This is a genomic window from Leisingera sp. ANG1, from assembly GCF_000203975.2.
Classification (GTDB): domain Bacteria; phylum Pseudomonadota; class Alphaproteobacteria; order Rhodobacterales; family Rhodobacteraceae; genus Leisingera.
Genome location: NZ_AFCF02000012.1, coordinates 97,499 through 115,848 on the forward strand (window position 1 = coordinate 97,499; position 18,350 = coordinate 115,848).

Below are 18,350 nucleotides of genomic sequence, written 5' to 3' on the forward strand. Positions count from 1 at the left end.
GGGAACCGGTGAGTTAGAGCGAGATCCGGCTATAATGCTGCGACCAGGGTCGCAGCCGTTCAAAGGCCGCGGCTGCGGCCAGGACGTCACCATCAGCCTGGCGGCGTCCGGCAATGTGCAGGCCAACCGGCAAGCCGGAAGCACCCAGGCCCGCGGGCACCGACACACACGGGTGGCCGGTGAAGTTGGTCAGGAAGGTAGGGCACCAGCCGATCAGCGGATCGATTTCCACACCGTTGATTTCGCTGGGGCCCTTGGTGTTGCCATCCGCGGTGTTCTTGACCGGCATTGCGCTCACCGTGGGTGAAACGATCAGGTCGTATTTCGCAAAAGTGGCCTGGTAGGCATCGAACACTTCCGAGCGGACAGACAGATCGCGGTAGAGGTCATCCGCGCTGTAGCCCGGCCCCACGCGCTCCACCCATTCCAGCAGATCCGGGGCCAGGCCGTGGCGGTGCTCCTCGGACAGCAGGTCAAGGCCGGCGGCTTTGATGGCGTCAAAGCTGTGGCGCATGATCGGCACGAACAAGCGGCACCAGATGTCGCTGTATTCGCGCTGGTCGCGGGTCAGGCCGATCTTGATCTCCTCCACCTCGGCACCGGCTAGTTCAAACACTTTGACCGCATCGGCAACAACCTCGCTGACCTCTCCCTCAATCGGGAAAACATCCAGGTCCGGGCTGTAACCGATCTTCATGCCCTTGATGCCACGCAGGGCTGCATCGGAAAAATCGTTGACCATCTGGTGGCAGTTCGGGTCGCCGGGATGTGCGCCTTGCAGAATGCCCAGCGACAGGATCGCATCCTCGACATTGCGGGTGATGGTTCCTTCGAAGATGTAGGGCAGCGTGTTGGCAAAGGCATTGGGACGCACCAGCAGGGGAGTGCGGCCTGCCGAGGCGCGGTAGCCAACGGTGTTGGTCCAGGCGGCGGGAATACGGATCGACCCGCCGCCGTCTGTTCCTTCTGCAACCGCCAGCATACCTGCGGCAACCGCCGCGGCAGAGCCGCCGGACGACCCGCCCGCATTGCGGCTGGTGTCAAACGGGTTGGTTGTCGGACCAAACGCCACGTTGTCCGTCGTGCCGCGGTACCCCATCGCCGGGCTGTTGGTCTTGCCGACAAAAATCGCGCCTGCCGCCTCCATCCGCTCGACAAAGCCGCATTTCATATCGGCAATGTTGTTCTTGAGCTGAGGAATGCCCCCCAGAGTGCTCGGCCAGCCAGGTTTGAAGTCGAACAGGTCCTTCATCGCTGTCGGCACACCATGCAATGCACCCAGCTCATCACCGCGGGCGACGGCTTCGTCCGCGGCCTTGGCGGAATCCCGCGCCTCATCAAAAGCGGTAAAGACAAAGGCGTTCAGTTTTTCGTTGCCCGCTTCGATCCGCGCAATTGCAGCCTCCATCACCTCCGACGCGGAAACGCGCCGCTCGCGGATGGCAAGCGCCGTTTCGGTTGCACTCAACTTGGCAAGATTTGCCATATTCCATTTCCTCCCTAAGACAAGTCCGGTTCCAGAAGCTTCCAGCCCGGCTTGCCAACAGGATGGCGGAGCGGGGAAATCCAACAACTGAGAAAAGCTCAGCCCATAGGTGAGGAAGTTTTTCACTTTAATAACAGCAAGATAACTAACACCCAGGCGTGGCGCCACGTTGACTGTCAGAACTAAAATAAAGAGCGCGGAGTCTGTTACTCCGCGCCGGTGCCTTGCTCTGTTTCTAACAGGCACATCAGCGGTCTTGCGCTGGCTCCTTTGCCGGTCCGGGTTTGAAGGCGCCAGCGACCCCTTCGGGAAAGAAAATCACCGTCAGAACGACCGCAACCCCCAACAACAGCAGCCGGTAGTCATCGAAACTTCGCAGAAGCTCATTGCCGATCACCACGATGAAAACCCCCGCTATGGCCCCTGGGAAGCGCCCCATGCCGCCAATGGCTAGCATCACCATTGCCATCAGGAAGAACTCTGTTCCCAGCACCTTGGGCGTGACCACAGAGGTGTAATGCGCATAAATGCCGCCGGCCACAGCCGTGAAAACCGCAGAGACGACAAAGGCCAGCAGCTTGTATTTGTACTCATTCACCCCGATTGCCTGCGAGAAAGTTTCCGCATCGCGCATGGCGATGAACGCCAGCCCCATGCGCCCGCGCAGAATGACAAAGTAGATCAGGTATACACAGACCGCGCCGAAGGCGAGCGTCACCCAGTACCAGGTCAGCTTGTCGATAGAAGAGACCTGGAACCCAAAGAGGTTGAGCCACGGAATTCCCAGCAGCCCGGTGTTGCCGCCCATTCCGATGGCCTTGCCCTGCTGGATCAAGGGCGGCAGCGCCAGATGCACCGCAAATGTAAACAGAGCCACATACTCCCCTTTCAGCCGCAGGCTCGGCACGGCGACCAGCACCCCGATCACTGCCCCAACCAGCGCTGCTGCGCCAATGGCCAGCAGGGGCGTCAGCCCGGCATGGATCGACAGCATCGCCGACCCATAGGCTCCAAAGGCAAAGAACACGAGCTGCGCGTAGTTGAAGATTCCGGCATAACCCAGGATCAGATCCCAGCTGGAGATTACGATGCACCAGATGAAGACCAGGATGAAAATGTGCCGGACATAACTGTCGCCCAAGAGCCCGCCCAGCAGGGCAAGCCCGCCGACGAGCACCCAGAAAATCAGGCTGTCGCGGCCGAGACCGGAGCCGGTGAATTGCGATGTGATGGTAGTGAAACGGTCAGCCATCTTAGTTCTCCCAGACTCCGAACAGGCCTTTTGGGCGGATCATCAGAACGGCGATCAGCATCACCAGCCAGGCCGGCATGGCCCAGCTCGGGCCGATGTAGAAAATGACAAAGGCCTCCAGGATCGCCAGGATGAAGGCCGCGACAAAGGCACCCTTGGTGCTGCCCAACCCACCAAGAACCACGATCACAAACGCCTTGAGGAACGGCGCCCAGCCGCCAAGCGGTGAAATCAGGAACACCGGCGCCAGCAGGATTCCGGCGATGCCGGTCAGCACCACCGACAGGGCGAAGGTCAGTGAAAACACCTGATTGACGTTCACACCCACCTGATTGGCGCCCTGCATATCCTGGCTGACCGCCCGGACGGCCTGGCCATAACGGGTGGCAGAGAGAAAGTATTCCAGAGCTGCAACCAGCCCAAGGGAGATAGCAAAGATCCAGATCCGGTACCAGGACAGGGTGATCCCGCCGATTTCCAGCACACCTTCGGTGAAGGCCGGGATGGTCTTGGTGCCGGGCCCAAAGACCAACTGCAGACCGTTTTCAATGATGAAAGCCAGGCCCAGCGTCACCATGATGGTGTTGATTTTCCAATTCGCACTGCCCCGCAGCGGCCGGATGATCAGCCGTTCGATGCCGATCCCTGCCACCGCCAGAATGGGAATGGCAATCAGTACTGCCAGCCATAAAGGCAGGTTGAGATGCCCAACGACCAGGAACCAGGCCAGAAAGCCCCCCAGAGAATAAAGCGAGCCATGGGCAAAGTTCAAAATGCGCGAGGCGCCGTAAACCAGCGACAAGCCGACTGCGACAGCGCAGTAGACCGCCCCCTGAGTAATCCCGCTCAGCAGGATTTCAATGATTTGCGTCATAGGGCCTCCTGCAGGCTGCGGTTGTTTGTTTCGGTGACCACGCCTTCCTCAATGGAATAGACCCTGTCGATCATCCCTTCGAGCAGCGCCAGGCTTTGTTCGACCAGCAACACGGTGAGCCCCTCGCGGTTCAGCTGCGACACGGTGCGCAACATGGTTTCCGTCAAGTTCGGCGCCAGTCCCAGAGAGGGTTCGTCAATGGCAAGAAGCGACGGATTGGACATCAGCCCCCGCCCCAGCGCCACCATCTGCGCCTCGCCGCCGGACAAGGAGCGGCACAGCTGGCTGCGGCGCTCCGCTAGGCGCGGATACAGGCTGAAAACGCGGTCCAGGTTCTCTTTCTCCCGCCGGCGCGCTTCGGGCAGATAGGCGCCTAGTTGCAAGTTCTCCAGCACACTCATATCGGGAAACAGGCGGCGATCTTCGGCCACATAGACCAGGCCCCGGCCAACCAGATGCGGCGCTTTGCGCCCGGCAATATCCTGGCCGTCAAAAGTGATTTGGCCGGATTTTGCAGGTACCAGCCCGCATATCGTCTTCAGAAGTGTGCTTTTGCCATGGCCGTTGGCCCCAACCACGGCAACCAGCTCCCCTTTGTTCACGCGTAGCGATGCATCATGCAGCACATGGAAATCGCTGTAGAAGGCGTTGACGCCTTTTACCTCAAGCATCGTGTTTCTTTCCAAGATAAATCTCGACCACATGGTCGTCGTTCAGCACCACTTCGGGGCGGTCTAGCATCACGAACTCGCCGAAGTTGATGATCAGGATGCGGTCCGCGATCTCAGCCAGTGCCCGCGTCTTATGCTCGACCATCACAATAGTGATGCCCAGCTCCTCGCGGACATGGCGGATCACCTGCAGGAATTCGAGGATTTCCTCGGCATTCAACCCGCCTAGCGGTTCATCCATAAAGATGATCTCCGGCCCCGTTGCCAGTGCCGCCCCCAGCATGATCCGTTTGCGGGTCAAGAGGTCGGCCTGTGACGCGGGCAGGTTCAGCGCCTTTTCCAGCTGGGTCAGGTAGAGGATGTCCTGCATCGGAATATCCGGCGCTGAGCCGCGAGCTTCGCTGCCGAACATCTGCCCCGCCAAAAGGTTTTCGCCAACTGTCACCGACGACAGCAGCGTCGGGATCTGAAAGGTCTGAGCAATCCCCAGCCCGCAGCGGCTGTGACGCTTGAACCCGGTTACATCCTTGCCATTGAAAAGCACCCTGCCCCGGGTCGCGTGCAGGCCCCCGGTGCAGACATTCATCAAGGTCGATTTGCCGGCGCCATTTGGACCCGCCACGCCCAGGATTTCACTCCGCTCAATCTGAAAGGACAAATCCGTCAGCGCCCGGAACGGCCCGAATTGCATGGTTACGTTTTCAAGGGACATTTGCGTCATGTAGGAATCTCTCGGGTTGTTTTGCCTGTACTTCGCCCGCTGTCTGAAAAAGCCGCGCCTCCGGAGAAGGAGGGAGAGCGAAGGCGCGGCAGGTGCCCGGACCGTTACTTGATCCAGGAAGGAGCCACGATCTCCGCGACCTTCCGGTCGCCAACCACAACCCGGACGCGTTCCTTGTTCTGCACCTGGAACAGCTGCGCAGGCTGTGTATCCGGACCGTTGTCGATGAAGTTGCGGTCATTGAAATCGAAAGTGCCGACCAGGCCCTGATACTTCATGGTGCGGATGGCATCAGCGACGGCCGCATGATCCGAAGCATCACCCACCTGTTCAACAGCGGCGGCCCACATATGCACCATGTCATAGACTGCTGCGGCCAGGCTGACTGACGGTTCGCGGCCATAGGCGACCTTCCAGCTTTCGACAAAAGCAGCACCGGCTTCGTTTTCCTGGTGGGCATTGAGGGTGAAGGCCAGCAGGCCCTCCGCCTGCCCCTGGGCAATCACATCATCCAGGCCGGTCGTCGCCCCGATGTAACCGACATTCAGCAGGGCCTTGCCGGCCGGGTTGTCCTTGTACTGCGAAAGAAACGTCGTCGCGACAGCAGGCTCCAGCGCTTCCAAATGGATCAGCGACGGTGCAGCCTCGCGGATTTGCGACTGGATGCCGGTCCATTCCACGGTGTCATAGGGTACTTCCTGCACATACACGACTTCCCAGCCCGCCTCTTCGGCGGCGGCAGCCATGGATTTCGCGTTGTTGATGTCCCATTCGAAATCGCCATGCACAATGGCCAGGCGCTTGGTTTCGAAGGCATGGCCGGTTTTCAGCACCATGTCGAATTGCGCCCGGCCATAGTTTAAGCCCACGTCGGAGGCATTGAAGATCGCGTTGCAACGCATCCGCTCTGCCAGATCGACAACGCCAATCACCGCGTCATTGTGGATGTAAGGGATGCCGTAGGGACAGAAGGCAGGAATATCCGGCCCCATGCCGCCGTAGCCATTGATCAGAGCGCTGACCTGCTCGCGTTCGATCAGATTGGCAGCTGCGGCAGCCAGCTTGTCCGGGGTCAGGTCGCCGATGTCGAAGGTCACCACTTCGACCTGGCTGCCGAGCAGGCCGCCGCCTGCGTTGATTTCACCAACAGCCAGATTGATTGCCTGCTCCATCGTTTCACCATCCGCGGCGAAATACCCGGTCAGCGGAATCGGTGCGCCGAGCGAAATGGTGTCTGCATGGGCCGCGACCCCTGCTGCAGCAAGAGCACCGGCAAGCAGACCGGCCTTTGCACGGACCTTTATAGAATTGAAAACCATGTAAGTTCCTCCCATTGGAACAGCTGTGTTTTTAGCAAGGCTCCGCCCCGGGCGCGCAGGCGCCCTGCCGCAAACCACAGATCGCGGGCTGGCTTGCAGATCCTTGCTGAACAGAGGCCTGTGAGGCCGCAGAGCGCCCATGAGAGGCACTGCACAGCCTGACACTAACCGCGGCCTGCCGTTTCCTTGCCTGAAATCTCCTCATCCAAGGGCTGAGGTTTCGTCGGGTGACAGCAACTGCCTGTGCGCCTCACCTATTCATGAGATTCAAAAGGAGGTTTCCATGACTGATCAGGAACGCAACAAGGCTACGGTGGCTGATATCTACGCCACCTGCTGGAATAAGAACGATATGCAGCGCGTCGATGAGATTTTTAACGAAGACGTGCGCCACGGCCTTCTGCTGGATGGCTGGCCTTCCGGCCGTGATGGCTTCAAAAAACTGGTGGCGTTCTGGCGCGAGGCGTTCCCTGACATCCACGAAGACGCGATTGACTTGGTGGCCGATGGCAACACGGTGATGTCCCGTTTCCGCCTGCGCGGCACCCATCACGGAGATTTCTATGGCATTCCCGGCACCGGCCGCAAAGTAGACATCTATGGCGCAGAGTGGTTCAAGTTCGATGAGAACGGCAGGGTGACGGACTATCTCTATCACGAAGACACTCTGGGCCTGTTCTTCCAACTGGGGGTCATGCCGCTGCCGCATCTGGCCATTGCCGGTGTCGATGGTTCACAGAAGTAAAGCCTGTTGCCCATGGACCTTTCCAAGCTGCCTTCGGTTGTAGACGGTGAGACGCTGTCGAACAGCTTCCTCGGCAATGCAGTAGAACTGTGCATTGTCACCGATGACCACATGAAAACAATGGAGGGACTGTGCCAACTGGGGATTGGGCCATGGGCCGTCTACACCTTTTCCCCGGAAACGGTGTCGGACCAGACATATAAAGGCGAACCCTGCGCATTCGCACTCAAAGTCTGTTTTGCACAATCCGGCAACATGATTTGGGAACTGATGCAGCCGCTTTGGGGGCCTTCTATCTTCCAGGACTTCCTCGACAAGCACGGTACCGGTTTCCACCACGTGGCCTATGACTGCAACAATGAACCCTGGGAAATCCGGATCAGCGAACTGGAAAAACGCGGTTTCAAAGTGGTGCAGTCCGGGAAATGGCAGGGTCAGAATGCGTTTGCCTTCTTTGACACAGAAGCCGCCACAGGAGCTACGTTCGAGACCTATCACTTTCCAGAGGGCTGGGATTATCCGGAACCGGAAAGCTGGTTCCCGGCGCCGCCGCCCGCTGGCGCGGACTGGTAAGAACCTCCCCCAAACTTCCACGGTGCCCGGCCTTTGCCGGCGCCGTCTTTTATTCAGGAGACCCCAAAAATGACAAACCCTGCAGCAGTGGACTTTAGCGGCCAATCGGTTTTCATCACTGGCGCCAGCCGCGGGATCGGCTACGGCGTTGCCCGCGCTTTTGCACAACATGGCGCGAGCTTGCACATTATGGCACAGGGTGAAGAAATCCATGATGCCGCCCGCCGGGTTTCTGATGAAACCGGTCAAAGCGTGACTGGCTGGACGTGTGACATTACGGACAGTGCGAAGGTCGAAGAGATCTTTGCCGAAGCCGGTCCGCTGGACGTATTTGTCGCTAATGCCGGGCTGGAAGCCGTCACTCCGATCAGCGACCGCAGCAAAGAGGCCGAGGCGCAATTTCGCCGGGTGACCGAAATTAATACCGTCGGCACCTACCTGACCACACGCGCCGCAGTGCCGCAGCTGGGGCCAGGCGGACGTATCATCCTCACCGCGTCGATATGGGGCAGCACTGCAGTGCCTGAACTCAGTGCCTATGTAGCCTCCAAACATGCGAACATCGGCTTCATGCGGTCTATTGCAAAAGAGCTTGGCCCGCGGGGCATCCGTGTCAACGCGGTCTGCCCAGGCTGGGTGATGACCGGCCCTGCGCTCAACACGCTCAGGGAAATGTCGCGGGAGAGAGGGGTGGCGGAAGAAGTTATCACTCAGGAGATTAGTGCGGAACAATCCCTGCCTGGAGTGCAATCCGCCGATGATGTCGCGCTCAGCTATCTCTATCTCGCCTCACCTCTGGCTGCCAATATCACCGGCCAGACTCTGAACGCGGATCGCGGTGCGGTGCAGGGCTGAGCACACTCAGCTTAGATTTTCTTCTCTCTGGCCTGAATATTCCTCAGTTTTCCCGGGCAGGCCATTGGTGTGTTCTTTGTAAAACCACACTGACAAAGGTCTGCCCGCCATGATCCCCTCCGCCACCAAATTTGATCCCGGCCAGCCGGACGGCACTAACCGCAGTCTGGAGGTTGCCATCTCTGCCGACGGCTCGCCTGAAGCCGGTCTCACTTACGAAATCCCCGCCCGCTGCGGCATGGCCGTGCGGGTTCTCAAGGGGCAGACACTTACTGTGATCAATCCCGCCGGTTTTCAGGTCTGCGACTTCTGGGTCTTTGCGGCAAATGACCTGAACGAATACAGCTCGATGGAGCATCTGCACACCTCACTCGGATCGATCTTTCCGAAAGTAGGAGACGGCGTGGTCTCGAACCTGCGCCGCACCCTGATGATCATTACCGAAGACACCTCACCCGGCGTGCATGACACCGTGATCGCGGCCTGCGATCATAACCGCTACCGGCAGCTTGGTGTGGAAGAATACCACGACAACTGCACCGATAATCTCCGGCAGGCCCTGATTGCCATTGGTCTGCGGGCGCCGGCGATCCCCGCTCCCTTTAATCTTTGGATGAACGTGCCGGTGCAGCCCAGCGGCAGCACCAGTTTCGAGCCGCCGGTATCCAAGCCAGGCGACCAGATGTCGTTCCGTGCTGAAACCGATGTGATTGCGGTGATGTCGGCCTGCCCGCAGGATGTGACGCCAGTGAACGGCAAAGGCACCTCGCCCGAGCGGCTCGAATTCCGCGTCACCGGCGGCTGAGGCGGTTGCGCAATGGGTGATCTGCTGCTGACAGGCCGCTGGGTGGTGCTTTCCGCCACAGATGTGCGCCAGGACCATGCGGTCCTGGTTCACCACGGGCGCGTGGCAAAAACCGGACCGGCAGCGGATATGCGGGCGGCTCATCCGGGCATACCGGAATGGGGCGGTCCTGACTGCGCCATTCTTCCGGGGCTGATCAACGCGCACCACCACTGCTATGGGCCGGAACTGCTCAACCAGGCGGTTGCCGACGACTTTCTGGAACCTTGGATGTTCAGCGGCCCCGCCATGGCCGGGCTGTCCCCCTATGCCTCGACGGCCTACTCAGCTTTGCGGCTGGTGCGTTCGGGGGTGACAGCTGTTGTGGACATGTGTGCCGCCGGGCCGTCGCGGCCGGTTAGTGAAACACGGCTGCATGAAAAGGCGGCAGCCTACCGTGATGCCGGGATAAGGGCCTCCATCGCCCCTGCCGAGCGTTGGCAGAACCGCATAGTGCATGGGGCCGGAGAGGAAGCCGCCTTCCTCGCAACTCTTCCGCCAGAATTGCGCACCCGGCTGCTGGAAAGCGAGGCCCGCAGGCAGAGACTGGCACCTGCAGAATATCTCGCCCTGATCGGCACTCTGGTGCCGCAGGGGGACGGCCTTCTGAACTTCTGGTTCGGTCCCACCGGTCCGCAATGGACCCCGGACGGGCTGCTGCAGCAGATCGCGGTGGCGGCTGAACGCCTGGATACCCGTATCCAGACCCACGCGCTGGAAAGCCACTATGAGAGCATCGAAAGCCCGCGCATCCGCGGCGGCTCAGTCATCCAGCATTTCGAAAACACCGGGCTGCTGACCGGGCGTTTGTCCCTGGCGCATGCGGTCTGGGCCACCAGCGACGACATTGACCGCCTCGCCCGCAGCGGAACCCAAGTGAGCCACAACCCCAGCTCCAACCTGCGCCTGCGGTCGGGGATCGCGCCGGCTGCTGCCATGTTGGAAGCAGGCGTTACAACCGCCATTGGCATGGATGGCACCTCGCTGGCCGGTGATGAAGATATGTTTGCCGAGATGCGCCTGGCCCTCAACCTGAACCGGCCGCCACACGGCACGGCGCAATCGCTGACGGCGCAGCAAGTTTTCACAATGGCAACAGAACACGGGGCACGCCTGATGGGCCGGGAAGGTGAACTGGGTCAGCTGCACCCAGGGTATTGCGCCGACGCGGTGGTTCTGGATTTGGAACGTCTCCTTGCCCCCTGGAGCAGCACCGTTGCTGATCCTCTGGAGTTGATCGTGGGCCGCGCCAAGGCGGACGATGTGCGCGACGTTCTGGTGGGTGGCCGTCCGGTTCTGCGCGGCCGCGTCTGCGCGGGGATTGATGAGCCGTCTCTGATGAACCGGGTGCAGCAGGAAGCAGACGCCAACCCGCCAAGCCCCGCAGCCCGGCAGCTGCAGCGTGATCTGCGCCCCTATCTGATGCGCTGGTACGCGCAGTGGGACGCCTGGGCCGCCGACACTCATCCGCCGGTGACGCGCTACGGCGCCCGGCCTTCGCCGACAGGAAAGGACCTGTAATGATCCGCAAGCCGATCAAATGGCCGAATGGCGCGCGCTGTGCCTGTGCCATCAGCTTTGACATTGACGCTGACAGCCTCATCCATATCTCCCGCCCCAAGGACGGCCATGACCGGCTTTATCCCATCTCGATGGGCAGATACGGCCCCACAGTTGCCATCCCCCGCATCCTGGAAACCTACCGCCGTTTTGGCTTGAAACAGTCGTTCTTTGCCCCTGGCTGGGTGGTCGAGCAATACCCCGAGGCTATGGAGATGATCCTAAAGGACGGCCATGAAATCGGCCATCACGGCTATCTGCACGAGGACCCCACTGCACATGGGCCTGCCGAGCAGCGGGAATGGTTCGAAAGAGCCTTGGACAGCCACAAACGGATGCTGGGCAACACACCCAAAGGTTACCGGGCGCCCGTCTACAATTTAACTCAGGCAGTGATCGACCTGCTGATCGAACACGGCTTCGAATACGAAAGCTCGCTGATGGCCGATGATGTGCCCTATCTGATGAACACGCCCACCGGGTCGCTGGTTGAACTTCCCGTCCATTGGGGCACCGACGACTGGCCGCCCTTCGCCCACTACGATGAAATCGGCTACATGATGCCGGTGGCTGGACCCAGCCGCGGTCTTGAAGGTTTCTGGGAAGAATTCGAAGCCCAATACGAGGCCGGAGGGTTCTGGCTGGCGATCTGGCATCCTTTCCTGACCGGGCGTCTGGCGCGCTGGCGGCAGGTGGAAACTTGGCTGGAGAAAGCGCTGGAGCGCGGCGATGTCTGGTTTGCGCCGATGCATGAAATCGCAGCCCATGTCCGCGCCGAGGCCGCAAAAGATCCGAACGCCGTCCGGGTGGAAGAGCTGCCTTACTACACCAAGCCGGTGCTGTTCTGATGTCAGCTGTTACCCGGCTTGCCCGCGCATTGGGCCGGGCCGATCAGCCCGATGCTGTTGGGATTTTCATCCGCCGTGATGATGCCGGGCTGTTTGAGCTGGCTCGGAGGTCTGACCGGCGGCGGGCGGAGGGTGGCTCGCTTGGCCCGCTCGACGGCCAAATCGTTGTGATCAAGGGCAATATCGCTCTGAACGACCTGCCAACCACCGCAGGGTCGCTCAGCTTTATTGCACAGGCGGAAACGACGGATGCGCCTCTGGTTCAGCGTCTAAAGGCGCAAGGAGCCATTCCGATGGGCCATGCGAACCTGTCGGAATTTGCGTTTTCCGGATTGGGGCTGAACCCGCATTTCGGAACACCGCGCAACGGGCTAGACCCGGATCTTGTCCCGGGCGGCTCCTCCTCCGGCTGCGCTTCGGCCATTGCGCTTGGCATCGCGGACTTTGCGATTGGCACCGATACCTCAGGCTCCACCCGTGTCCCGGCAGCGTATCAAGGGCTGTTTGGCTTCCGCCCGACCATGGGCCGGTATGAGGACAGCGGCATTCTGCCGCTGGCCCCGTCGCTGGACACACCCGGACCAATGGCGCGGGATTTGGACGGGTTGATCGCGTTGGATGATGCTTTGCGGGATACTCTGCCGGAGGTCGGTGCCGCCCTGACCCGGCGGATTGTCATACCCGACCGCGCCAGCCTGGGACGCCTGTCCAAAGAGATCGCGGGTTTGCTGCACGCAGCCGCCGGGCGGTTGCGTGAAAGCGGATGGGCGGTAGAGATCCGGCCCTTTGCGGCACTGGACGAAATCCGCACGCTGTTTGACAGCTTCGGAACGCTGGTCGCCGCCGAAGCGCCGGACACCTTGGCCCGGTATACCCGCCTCAGCAATCCAGCGATTGATCCCAATGTCCGCCGCAGGCTTCTAGCTGCGCTGCCGGTTAAGCCTGCAAATGCCCGGCAGCTGATGGCCACGCGCAAACGCCTGCAAGCACTTGCCAAACGGGAGCTGGAGGGGGCTCTGTTGCTGATGCCAACGGTTCCGGCCCCCCCGCCCCGCATGGACACAGTTTTGTCCAGTGCAGACAGGTTTGCCCAGGAAAATGCCAAAGCACTGAGGCTGGCGATGCCGCTTGCCTTTCTCGACATGCCTGCGCTTGCAATGCCTGCTGGCGCTTCCGGGCCCGGGCATTCGCTTTCCCTGACCGGCCCTGCCGGCAGCGACAGCAGCATTCTTGCCTATGCCAGACCGCTTGCACCACTGCTTTCACAGCTCAACACGGAGACACCTGCATGACAGCCGCCAGTCGAGCCGCAGCCGACCGCAAGGAGATTGCGGCACTGATTGCCCGCCAGTTCCGCGCCTTGTGCTGGGACGAAGAAACGCCGCCCGATACCAGCGCCCTGACAAGCGCCTTCCTGCCAAACGCCCAGCTCTTTGCTTCTGCCCGCCCTGCCCGAGCGCAATCCGCCCGGGATTTCGCGGCCAGGATGGCAGGCCTGCGAGATAGTGGCCAAATTCCGGTGTTCGAGGAGAAGGGCCGCGGCCTTCACATCTGGGTTGCTGGCAAAGTCGCGATCGCCTTGGCCGGCTGTGAGATGCATGAAAATCGGACAGAAGTTACCGAAGACATCAGCGCCTTCCTGCTGGTCCGGAACCCGGAAGGCTGGGTCATCGCGGCCCAAGCCTGGGACATCCTGCCATCCATTGCAGCGGCCTTTTCCGCTAGCGGGCTGGAAGCAGAACCTTTTGACGTCAGACACTTTCCCTAAAGGAGCAAAACACATGCCCAAGTCCCTACTCATCGTTCACTCCAGCGCACGGAAGAACCGTTCACACACGCGCGATCTGGCGCGGGTCTTTACCGAGACTTGGACCGCCAACGGCGGTGGTGAAATCACCGAACGCGACATCGGCCTGACTCCACCCAGCATCATCAATGAAGACTGGATTGCTGCAGTTTTCACCGACCCGTCTGAGCTCACAGACGAACAACGTGCTGTCCTGGCCGAATCTGATGCCTTGATCGAAGAAATCAAAGCGGCCGACGTGATCGCTTTGGGTGTCCCGATGTACAACTATTCAATGCCTGCCTCCCTCAAGGCCTGGTTTGATCTGATTGCACGTGTCGGCGTCACCTTCAGCTTCGATCTCTCCCGGGGAGATACTCCGATTGAACCGATACTGTCCGGCAAGAAACTGGTGGTTCTGTCGTCCCGGGGCGAATTCGGCTTCGCGCCGGGTGGCGAACGGTCACATCTGAACGGTTTGGATCCTGCCTTGGCAGCTTCCGCGCATTATTTGGGCGCAAATGCAACGGAAATGGAAACGATTGCTATCGAGTATGAAGAGTTCAAGGATGAGCGTTGGGAAAAGTCTTTGGCAGCAGCACAAATCCGCACTGCGGAACTGGCAGCCGCTTTGCCGACCGAGTGAGGCCTGGCCAAACGCTGGAAGTTGTTGCGGGGTGCATTTATGTCCCCCGCGATCCTTCGGCGTGCAGCTTGTTGAAATACCCGGTCTTCAGAATTCTACTGTGAGGGCACTCGCAAAAAGAACCCGCTGCCAATTCCGGCAACGCCAAAAAGCAACCCAAGAAACGAGCACAGGTTGAGGGCCGCCAGCGCAATCTGGGTTTAAAGCTCCCTATGGCGCACTACCAGAAGCGGTCATTCACGCTGTTCAGGGCTGATCTCAGCAACTTCACAAACTCGTCGGCCAAAGCCGAAGTCGGCCGGTGAGCGGGCTGCATAATCGACACCTCCAGCGCAACGCCCGGCCGGAACGGGCGGAACACCACCGGACGCGGTTCTGGCCGCATGTTCACATACCCGGCCGCAGTGATCGGATCGCAAACGCAATAGCACAGCCCCTTCTCCACCAGCGTCAGCGCCGGATGAAAAGTTCGGAGTTCAAACCGGTGCTCAAACCGCGCCTTCTGCGCCTCAAACGCGCGCAGGGTGGCGATCAGGTTCGGATGCCCCTCCTGCAACGCCGCCATCGGTTTGCCCGACAAATGCCGTGCCTCCACAGCCTCCAATTCTGCCAGCGGATCACCTGCAGGGATCGCACAGACACATTCCATCTGGAAATCCACCGTCTCAATCGCCGCTGACGGCCTCGGCGTCTCCCCCAGCCCGATGTCATATTGCTGCGATGCCACCCATTCCTCGATCACCGGCGAGGCCCGCATCATCAGAGACGCCCGCACCTCCGGCTTGTCCTGCAGGAACTCTCCCAGCAGCTGTGGCATCAGCAGGCTCGCCGCGGCCGGCATGCAGGCGATGTTCAACCGCCCCTTCGCCAGCGCCCCGATCTCGCGCATGGTGCGGGTCGACAGCGCCAGCCGGTCAAGAATGGCCTCCGTCTCGCCCAGAAAATACTGCGCCTCCGGCGTCGGTGCCATTTTTCCCCGCTGGCGGCGGAACAAATTGATCCCCAGCTCGGTCTCAAGGTTAGCGATCAGGGCAGAGACCGCAGGCTGAGTCCGTCCCAGAATCCGCGCCGCATCAGACACCGATCCGGTCCGCATCACCTCCCGGAAGGCCTGTAGCTGACGAAAGCTCAGGTTCATGGCTTTTGATTTCCTTCACATTTTTCGCAAACCATAAAGCAACTCTATTCCCCAATCAATTTAATCGCTTTGACTTAATACCCCCCACCCGCAAGTTTCCCTTCCACGGATGCACCACCTGTATCCGCCCAAAAGGGAGGGGAACATGACACGCGCCTTCAGTGTGCTGCTGACAGTGCTGATCTGCCTGGTGGCCCTGGGACAGTTCGTCCAGGTGATCACCCGCTACGTGCTGGAAATCCCGGTGATGGGGCTGGAGGAAAGCCTGCTTTATCCCACGCTTTGGCTTTACATGCTGGGCGCCGTGAACGCCTCGCGCGAGAACACCCACATCCGCGCCAATGTGCTGGAAATCTTCCTGTCATCCGAGCGCCAGCACCAGGTGCTGGCCATCATCGGTGAAGTCATCAGCCTTGCCGTCGGCCTTTGGCTCACCTCCTGGGCCTGGGACTTCTGGAAGTATTCCCAGCGGGTCTGGCGCGAAAGCCCGACACTTTATCTGCCCACCTTCTACGTCGATGCAGCGCTGTTCATCGGCATGGTCCTGATGATGGCCTTCACCGCCTGCCACTTGCTCCTGCACATCCGCGCTCTGTTCACCCCTCTCCCGGCGCGAAAGGAAGCCTGAGATGATCGAGATTGCCCTCCTTGCCGTTCTGGTCCTGGTCCTTTTGCTGACCCTGGGCGTGCCGCTCCCCTACTGCTTTGGCGCTGGTCTGATGGTGATGTATTTCGCCGGGGACGTGGTGATGAAGGGCAACATGCTCTGGGGCTTCCAGCAGCTGGGCAACCCGGTGCTGCTGGCGATCCCGCTGTTCGTGCTGGCCGGCACGATCATGAGCGTCTCCGGCATTGCCGCCAGCCTGCTGAACTTCGTAAACATCTTCATCGGCCATTTGCGCGGCGGGCTTGGTGTTGTCGCCACCGTGTCCTGCGCCCTCATTGGCGCAATCTCCGGCTCCGGCCTCACCGGGGTGGCCGCCATCGGCCCGCTGCTGATCCCCGAGATGGAGAAACAGGGCTACCCCCGCGAATACGCCACCGCCCTCATCGCCAATGCTTCGCTGCTGGGCCTGCTGATCCCGCCCTCGGTCACCATGATCGTCTACGGCTGGGTCACCGACACCTCGATCCTCGCCTGTTTCCTGGCCACCCTCGGCCCCGGCCTGCTGATCATGTCAAGTTTCTCTATCGTCAACATCCGCATGGCCCGCAAATTCCCGCTGCAGCTGGCTGAGCCGCCCAAGGGCGCCGCCTTTGTCTCCGAGGCCGCCAGCCGCGGCCTCAAGGCCACCCCGGCGCTGCTGATGCCAGTGATCATCCTCGGCGGCATCTACGGGGGCATAATGACCCCGACAGAGGCCGCAGCCGTCGCCGTAATCTATGCCGTGCCCGTCGGCTTTCTGATCTACAAGGGCCTCGACATCCGCACCTTCCTTGGCGCCGGGCGCGAGGCGGCAACCTCGGTGGGAGCGATCATGCTGATGATCCTGTTTTCGATGATCCTCAGCCAGATGTTCGTGCTGGAAAGCGTGCCGCAAGCCATCGTCGAGGGCATCTTCACGATCACCGAAAACAAGGCGCTGCTGCTGATCCTGATCAATATCCTCTTGTTCCTAGTCGGCATGGTGGTGAACGACGTGACTGCCATCATCCTGATTGCACCGCTGCTTCTACCGCTGATGCAGGCCATTGGCGTCAGCCCGATCCAGTTCGCCGCGATCATGGGTGTGAACACCGCGATGGGCGGAGTCACCCCGCCCTATGCCTCGATCCTCTACCTCGGCGCCCGCGTTGGCCAAGTGCCGGTCACCAAGGTGATCCGCCCTGCCATGACACTGATCCTGCTCGGCTATCTGCCGGTGGTGTTCCTCACCAGCTTCTGGCCGGACCTGTCGCTCTGGCTGCCCCGTATCTTCGGCTACTAAGCCGCCCCGCTTTCATCATCACTCACGGAGGAGAAAACCTATGATGACATTCCTGAAGTCCACCTGTATGGCCGCAACCCTGGCCGCAACCGCCGGCATGGCGATGGCGGACACGCTGAAGCTCAGCCATATCCGCCCGCAAGGCGCCACCATCGACAACGAACTGCGCGTCTTTGCTGAAAGCCTCTCCGGCGCGACCGGCGGCTCGCTGGAGCTGAACCTGTTCCCGGCTTCGGCGCTGGGTGACTACACTTCGGTGCAGGAACGCATTTCCGTCGGCGCCATTGACATGGCTGTGCAGCCTGCTGCCACTGCTGTTGACCGCCGGATGCAGATCTCGGCCTTTCCTTACGTCGCCTCCAACTGGGCTGAAGCCAAAAAGATCTACGGCCCCGGCGGCGCCATCTATGACGCGATGAAGGAGCTTTATGCCAAGCAGGACATCACCATGCTGGCCGCCTATCCGGTTTATTTCGGCGGCGTGGCGCTGAACACTGATGCGGTTGACCCCGGCAACCCAACCGCCGCCAAGGGCATCAAGGTCCGCGTCCCTGGTATCAAGAGCTTCCAGCTGACCGCTGACGCGCTCGGCTACATCTCCTCGCCGATCCCCTTCTCCGAAGCCTTCACTGCGGTGCAGACCGGCGTGGTTGATGGTGTCGTCGGCTCCGGCGCCGAAGGCTATTATGCTTCCTTCCGCGATGTGACCTCCACCTATGTGCCAGTGAACACGCACTTCGAAGTCTGGTACATGATCATCAACTCCGGCACCCTGGCCGAGCTGAGCGACGAAGACCGCGCAGCACTAGAAGCCGGTGCTGTCGCTTTTGAAGCCAAACGCTGGGAAACCGCCGAGGCTGACCAGGGCGCGTTTGAGCAGAAGCTTGCCGACAACGGGGCCAAGATCGTTTCGCTGAGCGATGCGGAGCTTGCCGCCACCGCCAAACACGTGCGCGCCCAGGTCTGGCCGCAGGTGCTGGAGGATGTCGGCGCGGACTGGGGCCAGGCCATCCTCGACAAGATCGCCGAGTAATCCGGCCTCAGAACTTGGGAAAGGCGAGCCCTCCCCGGCGCCTTTCCCCTTTTTGCTTTCCCGACGGAGAC

Annotated in this window: 19 protein-coding genes; 12 read left to right on the forward strand and 7 right to left on the reverse strand. The window is 60.6% G+C overall.

Going from position 1 to position 18,350, the window contains the following annotated elements; genetic code table 11:
• Positions 1–13: 13 nt before the first annotated feature.
• The 6 genes from GC1_RS19635 to GC1_RS19660 form a co-directional block, all read right to left on the reverse strand.
• Positions 14–1,486: an amidase gene (locus GC1_RS19635; protein ID WP_019297946.1), complete on the reverse strand. Its 1,473-nt coding sequence runs from the start codon at positions 1,484–1,486 to the stop codon at positions 14–16.
• A 247-nt stretch (positions 1,487–1,733) separates the two neighbouring features.
• A complete protein-coding gene (locus GC1_RS19640; protein ID WP_019297947.1) occupies positions 1,734–2,738 on the reverse strand; it encodes a branched-chain amino acid ABC transporter permease in 1,005 nt (334 codons plus the stop codon).
• 1 nt (position 2,739) lies between these two features.
• Positions 2,740–3,612, reverse strand: coding sequence for a branched-chain amino acid ABC transporter permease (locus GC1_RS19645; RefSeq protein WP_019297948.1), 873 nt, complete (start codon positions 3,610–3,612; stop codon positions 2,740–2,742).
• Positions 3,609–4,283, reverse strand: a complete 675-nt coding sequence (locus tag GC1_RS19650) for an ABC transporter ATP-binding protein (protein WP_019297949.1) — start codon at positions 4,281–4,283, stop codon at positions 3,609–3,611. The genes GC1_RS19645 and GC1_RS19650 overlap by 4 nt, the downstream gene beginning before the upstream one ends.
• A complete protein-coding gene (locus GC1_RS19655; protein WP_029205003.1) occupies positions 4,276–5,004 on the reverse strand; it encodes an ABC transporter ATP-binding protein in 729 nt (242 codons plus the stop codon). Before GC1_RS19655 ends, GC1_RS19650 begins: the two co-directional genes overlap by 8 nt.
• A gap of 104 nt (positions 5,005–5,108) precedes the next feature.
• On the reverse strand, positions 5,109–6,323 hold the full coding sequence (locus tag GC1_RS19660) for an ABC transporter substrate-binding protein (protein WP_019297951.1): 1,215 nt from the start codon (positions 6,321–6,323) through the stop codon (positions 5,109–5,111).
• Between the two features lie 283 nt (positions 6,324–6,606).
• Here GC1_RS19660 and GC1_RS19665 point away from each other — a divergent pair, with 283 nt between their 5' ends.
• The 9 genes from GC1_RS19665 to GC1_RS19705 all read left to right on the forward strand — a co-directional run bounded on the left by GC1_RS19665 (position 6,607) and on the right by GC1_RS19705 (position 14,180).
• The gene (locus GC1_RS19665; RefSeq protein WP_019297952.1) at positions 6,607–7,068 is read left to right on the forward strand and encodes an ester cyclase; all 462 of its coding nucleotides are present in this window, start codon (positions 6,607–6,609) and stop codon (positions 7,066–7,068) included.
• 12 nt (positions 7,069–7,080) lie between these two features.
• Positions 7,081–7,641, forward strand: coding sequence for a VOC family protein (locus GC1_RS19670; RefSeq protein WP_019297953.1), 561 nt, complete (start codon positions 7,081–7,083; stop codon positions 7,639–7,641).
• 69 nt (positions 7,642–7,710) lie between these two features.
• Positions 7,711–8,496, forward strand: a complete 786-nt coding sequence (locus GC1_RS19675) for an SDR family NAD(P)-dependent oxidoreductase (RefSeq protein WP_019297954.1) — start codon at positions 7,711–7,713, stop codon at positions 8,494–8,496.
• Positions 8,497–8,605: 109 nt separating this feature from the next.
• The gene (locus GC1_RS19680; protein WP_019297955.1) at positions 8,606–9,301 is read left to right on the forward strand and encodes a DUF1989 domain-containing protein; all 696 of its coding nucleotides are present in this window, start codon (positions 8,606–8,608) and stop codon (positions 9,299–9,301) included.
• A gap of 12 nt (positions 9,302–9,313) precedes the next feature.
• Positions 9,314–10,861, forward strand: a complete 1,548-nt coding sequence (locus GC1_RS19685) for an amidohydrolase family protein (RefSeq protein WP_019297956.1) — start codon at positions 9,314–9,316, stop codon at positions 10,859–10,861.
• Positions 10,861–11,748, forward strand: a complete 888-nt coding sequence (locus tag GC1_RS19690; protein ID WP_019297957.1) for a polysaccharide deacetylase family protein — start codon at positions 10,861–10,863, stop codon at positions 11,746–11,748. Before GC1_RS19685 ends, GC1_RS19690 begins: the two co-directional genes overlap by 1 nt.
• Positions 11,748–13,040: an amidase gene (locus GC1_RS19695; protein WP_019297958.1), complete on the forward strand. Its 1,293-nt coding sequence runs from the start codon at positions 11,748–11,750 to the stop codon at positions 13,038–13,040. Before GC1_RS19690 ends, GC1_RS19695 begins: the two co-directional genes overlap by 1 nt.
• On the forward strand, positions 13,037–13,516 hold the full coding sequence (locus tag GC1_RS19700) for a hypothetical protein (protein WP_019297959.1): 480 nt from the start codon (positions 13,037–13,039) through the stop codon (positions 13,514–13,516). Before GC1_RS19695 ends, GC1_RS19700 begins: the two co-directional genes overlap by 4 nt.
• Before the next feature lie 13 nt (positions 13,517–13,529).
• On the forward strand, positions 13,530–14,180 hold the full coding sequence (locus tag GC1_RS19705; protein ID WP_019297960.1) for an FMN-dependent NADH-azoreductase: 651 nt from the start codon (positions 13,530–13,532) through the stop codon (positions 14,178–14,180).
• Between the two features lie 220 nt (positions 14,181–14,400).
• On the opposite strand, the gene GC1_RS19710 is transcribed toward GC1_RS19705, so the two are convergent.
• A complete protein-coding gene (locus GC1_RS19710) occupies positions 14,401–15,318 on the reverse strand; it encodes a LysR substrate-binding domain-containing protein (RefSeq protein ID WP_019297961.1) in 918 nt (305 codons plus the stop codon).
• Between the two features lie 145 nt (positions 15,319–15,463).
• On the opposite strand from GC1_RS19710, the gene GC1_RS19715 reads away from it, so the two are divergent.
• Genes GC1_RS19715 through dctP form a run of 3 tightly spaced genes read left to right on the forward strand, consistent with a single transcriptional unit; the run spans position 15,464 to position 18,279 of the window.
• Positions 15,464–15,946 (forward strand): TRAP transporter small permease, encoded by a 483-nt coding sequence (locus GC1_RS19715; RefSeq protein WP_019297962.1) that lies wholly within the window; start codon positions 15,464–15,466, stop codon positions 15,944–15,946.
• A gap of 1 nt (position 15,947) precedes the next feature.
• Positions 15,948–17,246 (forward strand): TRAP transporter large permease, encoded by a 1,299-nt coding sequence (locus GC1_RS19720; protein WP_039137547.1) that lies wholly within the window; start codon positions 15,948–15,950, stop codon positions 17,244–17,246.
• Positions 17,247–17,286: 40 nt separating this feature from the next.
• On the forward strand, positions 17,287–18,279 hold the full coding sequence (gene dctP / locus GC1_RS19725) for a TRAP transporter substrate-binding protein DctP (RefSeq protein WP_039137545.1): 993 nt from the start codon (positions 17,287–17,289) through the stop codon (positions 18,277–18,279).
• The last annotated feature ends 71 nt before the right edge of the window (positions 18,280–18,350 follow it).

Coding starts and splice junctions, on each gene's coding strand:
- GC1_RS19680 (WP_019297955.1), top strand. CDS start 8,606: ATGATCCCCTCCGCCACCAAATTTGATCCCGGCCAGCCGGACGGCACT.
- GC1_RS19670 (WP_019297953.1), top strand. CDS start 7,081: ATGGACCTTTCCAAGCTGCCTTCGGTTGTAGACGGTGAGACGCTGTCG.
- dctP (WP_039137545.1), top strand. CDS start 17,287: ATGATGACATTCCTGAAGTCCACCTGTATGGCCGCAACCCTGGCCGCA.
- GC1_RS19675 (WP_019297954.1), top strand. CDS start 7,711: ATGACAAACCCTGCAGCAGTGGACTTTAGCGGCCAATCGGTTTTCATC.
- GC1_RS19650 (WP_019297949.1), bottom strand. CDS start 4,283: ATGCTTGAGGTAAAAGGCGTCAACGCCTTCTACAGCGATTTCCATGTG.
- GC1_RS19720 (WP_039137547.1), top strand. CDS start 15,948: ATGATCGAGATTGCCCTCCTTGCCGTTCTGGTCCTGGTCCTTTTGCTG.
- GC1_RS19640 (WP_019297947.1), bottom strand. CDS start 2,738: ATGGCTGACCGTTTCACTACCATCACATCGCAATTCACCGGCTCCGGT.
- GC1_RS19715 (WP_019297962.1), top strand. CDS start 15,464: ATGACACGCGCCTTCAGTGTGCTGCTGACAGTGCTGATCTGCCTGGTG.
- GC1_RS19705 (WP_019297960.1), top strand. CDS start 13,530: ATGCCCAAGTCCCTACTCATCGTTCACTCCAGCGCACGGAAGAACCGT.
- GC1_RS19690 (WP_019297957.1), top strand. CDS start 10,861: ATGATCCGCAAGCCGATCAAATGGCCGAATGGCGCGCGCTGTGCCTGT.
- GC1_RS19660 (WP_019297951.1), bottom strand. CDS start 6,323: ATGGTTTTCAATTCTATAAAGGTCCGTGCAAAGGCCGGTCTGCTTGCC.
- GC1_RS19710 (WP_019297961.1), bottom strand. CDS start 15,318: ATGAACCTGAGCTTTCGTCAGCTACAGGCCTTCCGGGAGGTGATGCGG.
- GC1_RS19665 (WP_019297952.1), top strand. CDS start 6,607: ATGACTGATCAGGAACGCAACAAGGCTACGGTGGCTGATATCTACGCC.
- GC1_RS19695 (WP_019297958.1), top strand. CDS start 11,748: ATGTCAGCTGTTACCCGGCTTGCCCGCGCATTGGGCCGGGCCGATCAG.
- GC1_RS19645 (WP_019297948.1), bottom strand. CDS start 3,612: ATGACGCAAATCATTGAAATCCTGCTGAGCGGGATTACTCAGGGGGCG.
- GC1_RS19635 (WP_019297946.1), bottom strand. CDS start 1,486: ATGGCAAATCTTGCCAAGTTGAGTGCAACCGAAACGGCGCTTGCCATC.
- GC1_RS19700 (WP_019297959.1), top strand. CDS start 13,037: ATGACAGCCGCCAGTCGAGCCGCAGCCGACCGCAAGGAGATTGCGGCA.
- GC1_RS19655 (WP_029205003.1), bottom strand. CDS start 5,004: ATGACGCAAATGTCCCTTGAAAACGTAACCATGCAATTCGGGCCGTTC.
- GC1_RS19685 (WP_019297956.1), top strand. CDS start 9,314: ATGGGTGATCTGCTGCTGACAGGCCGCTGGGTGGTGCTTTCCGCCACA.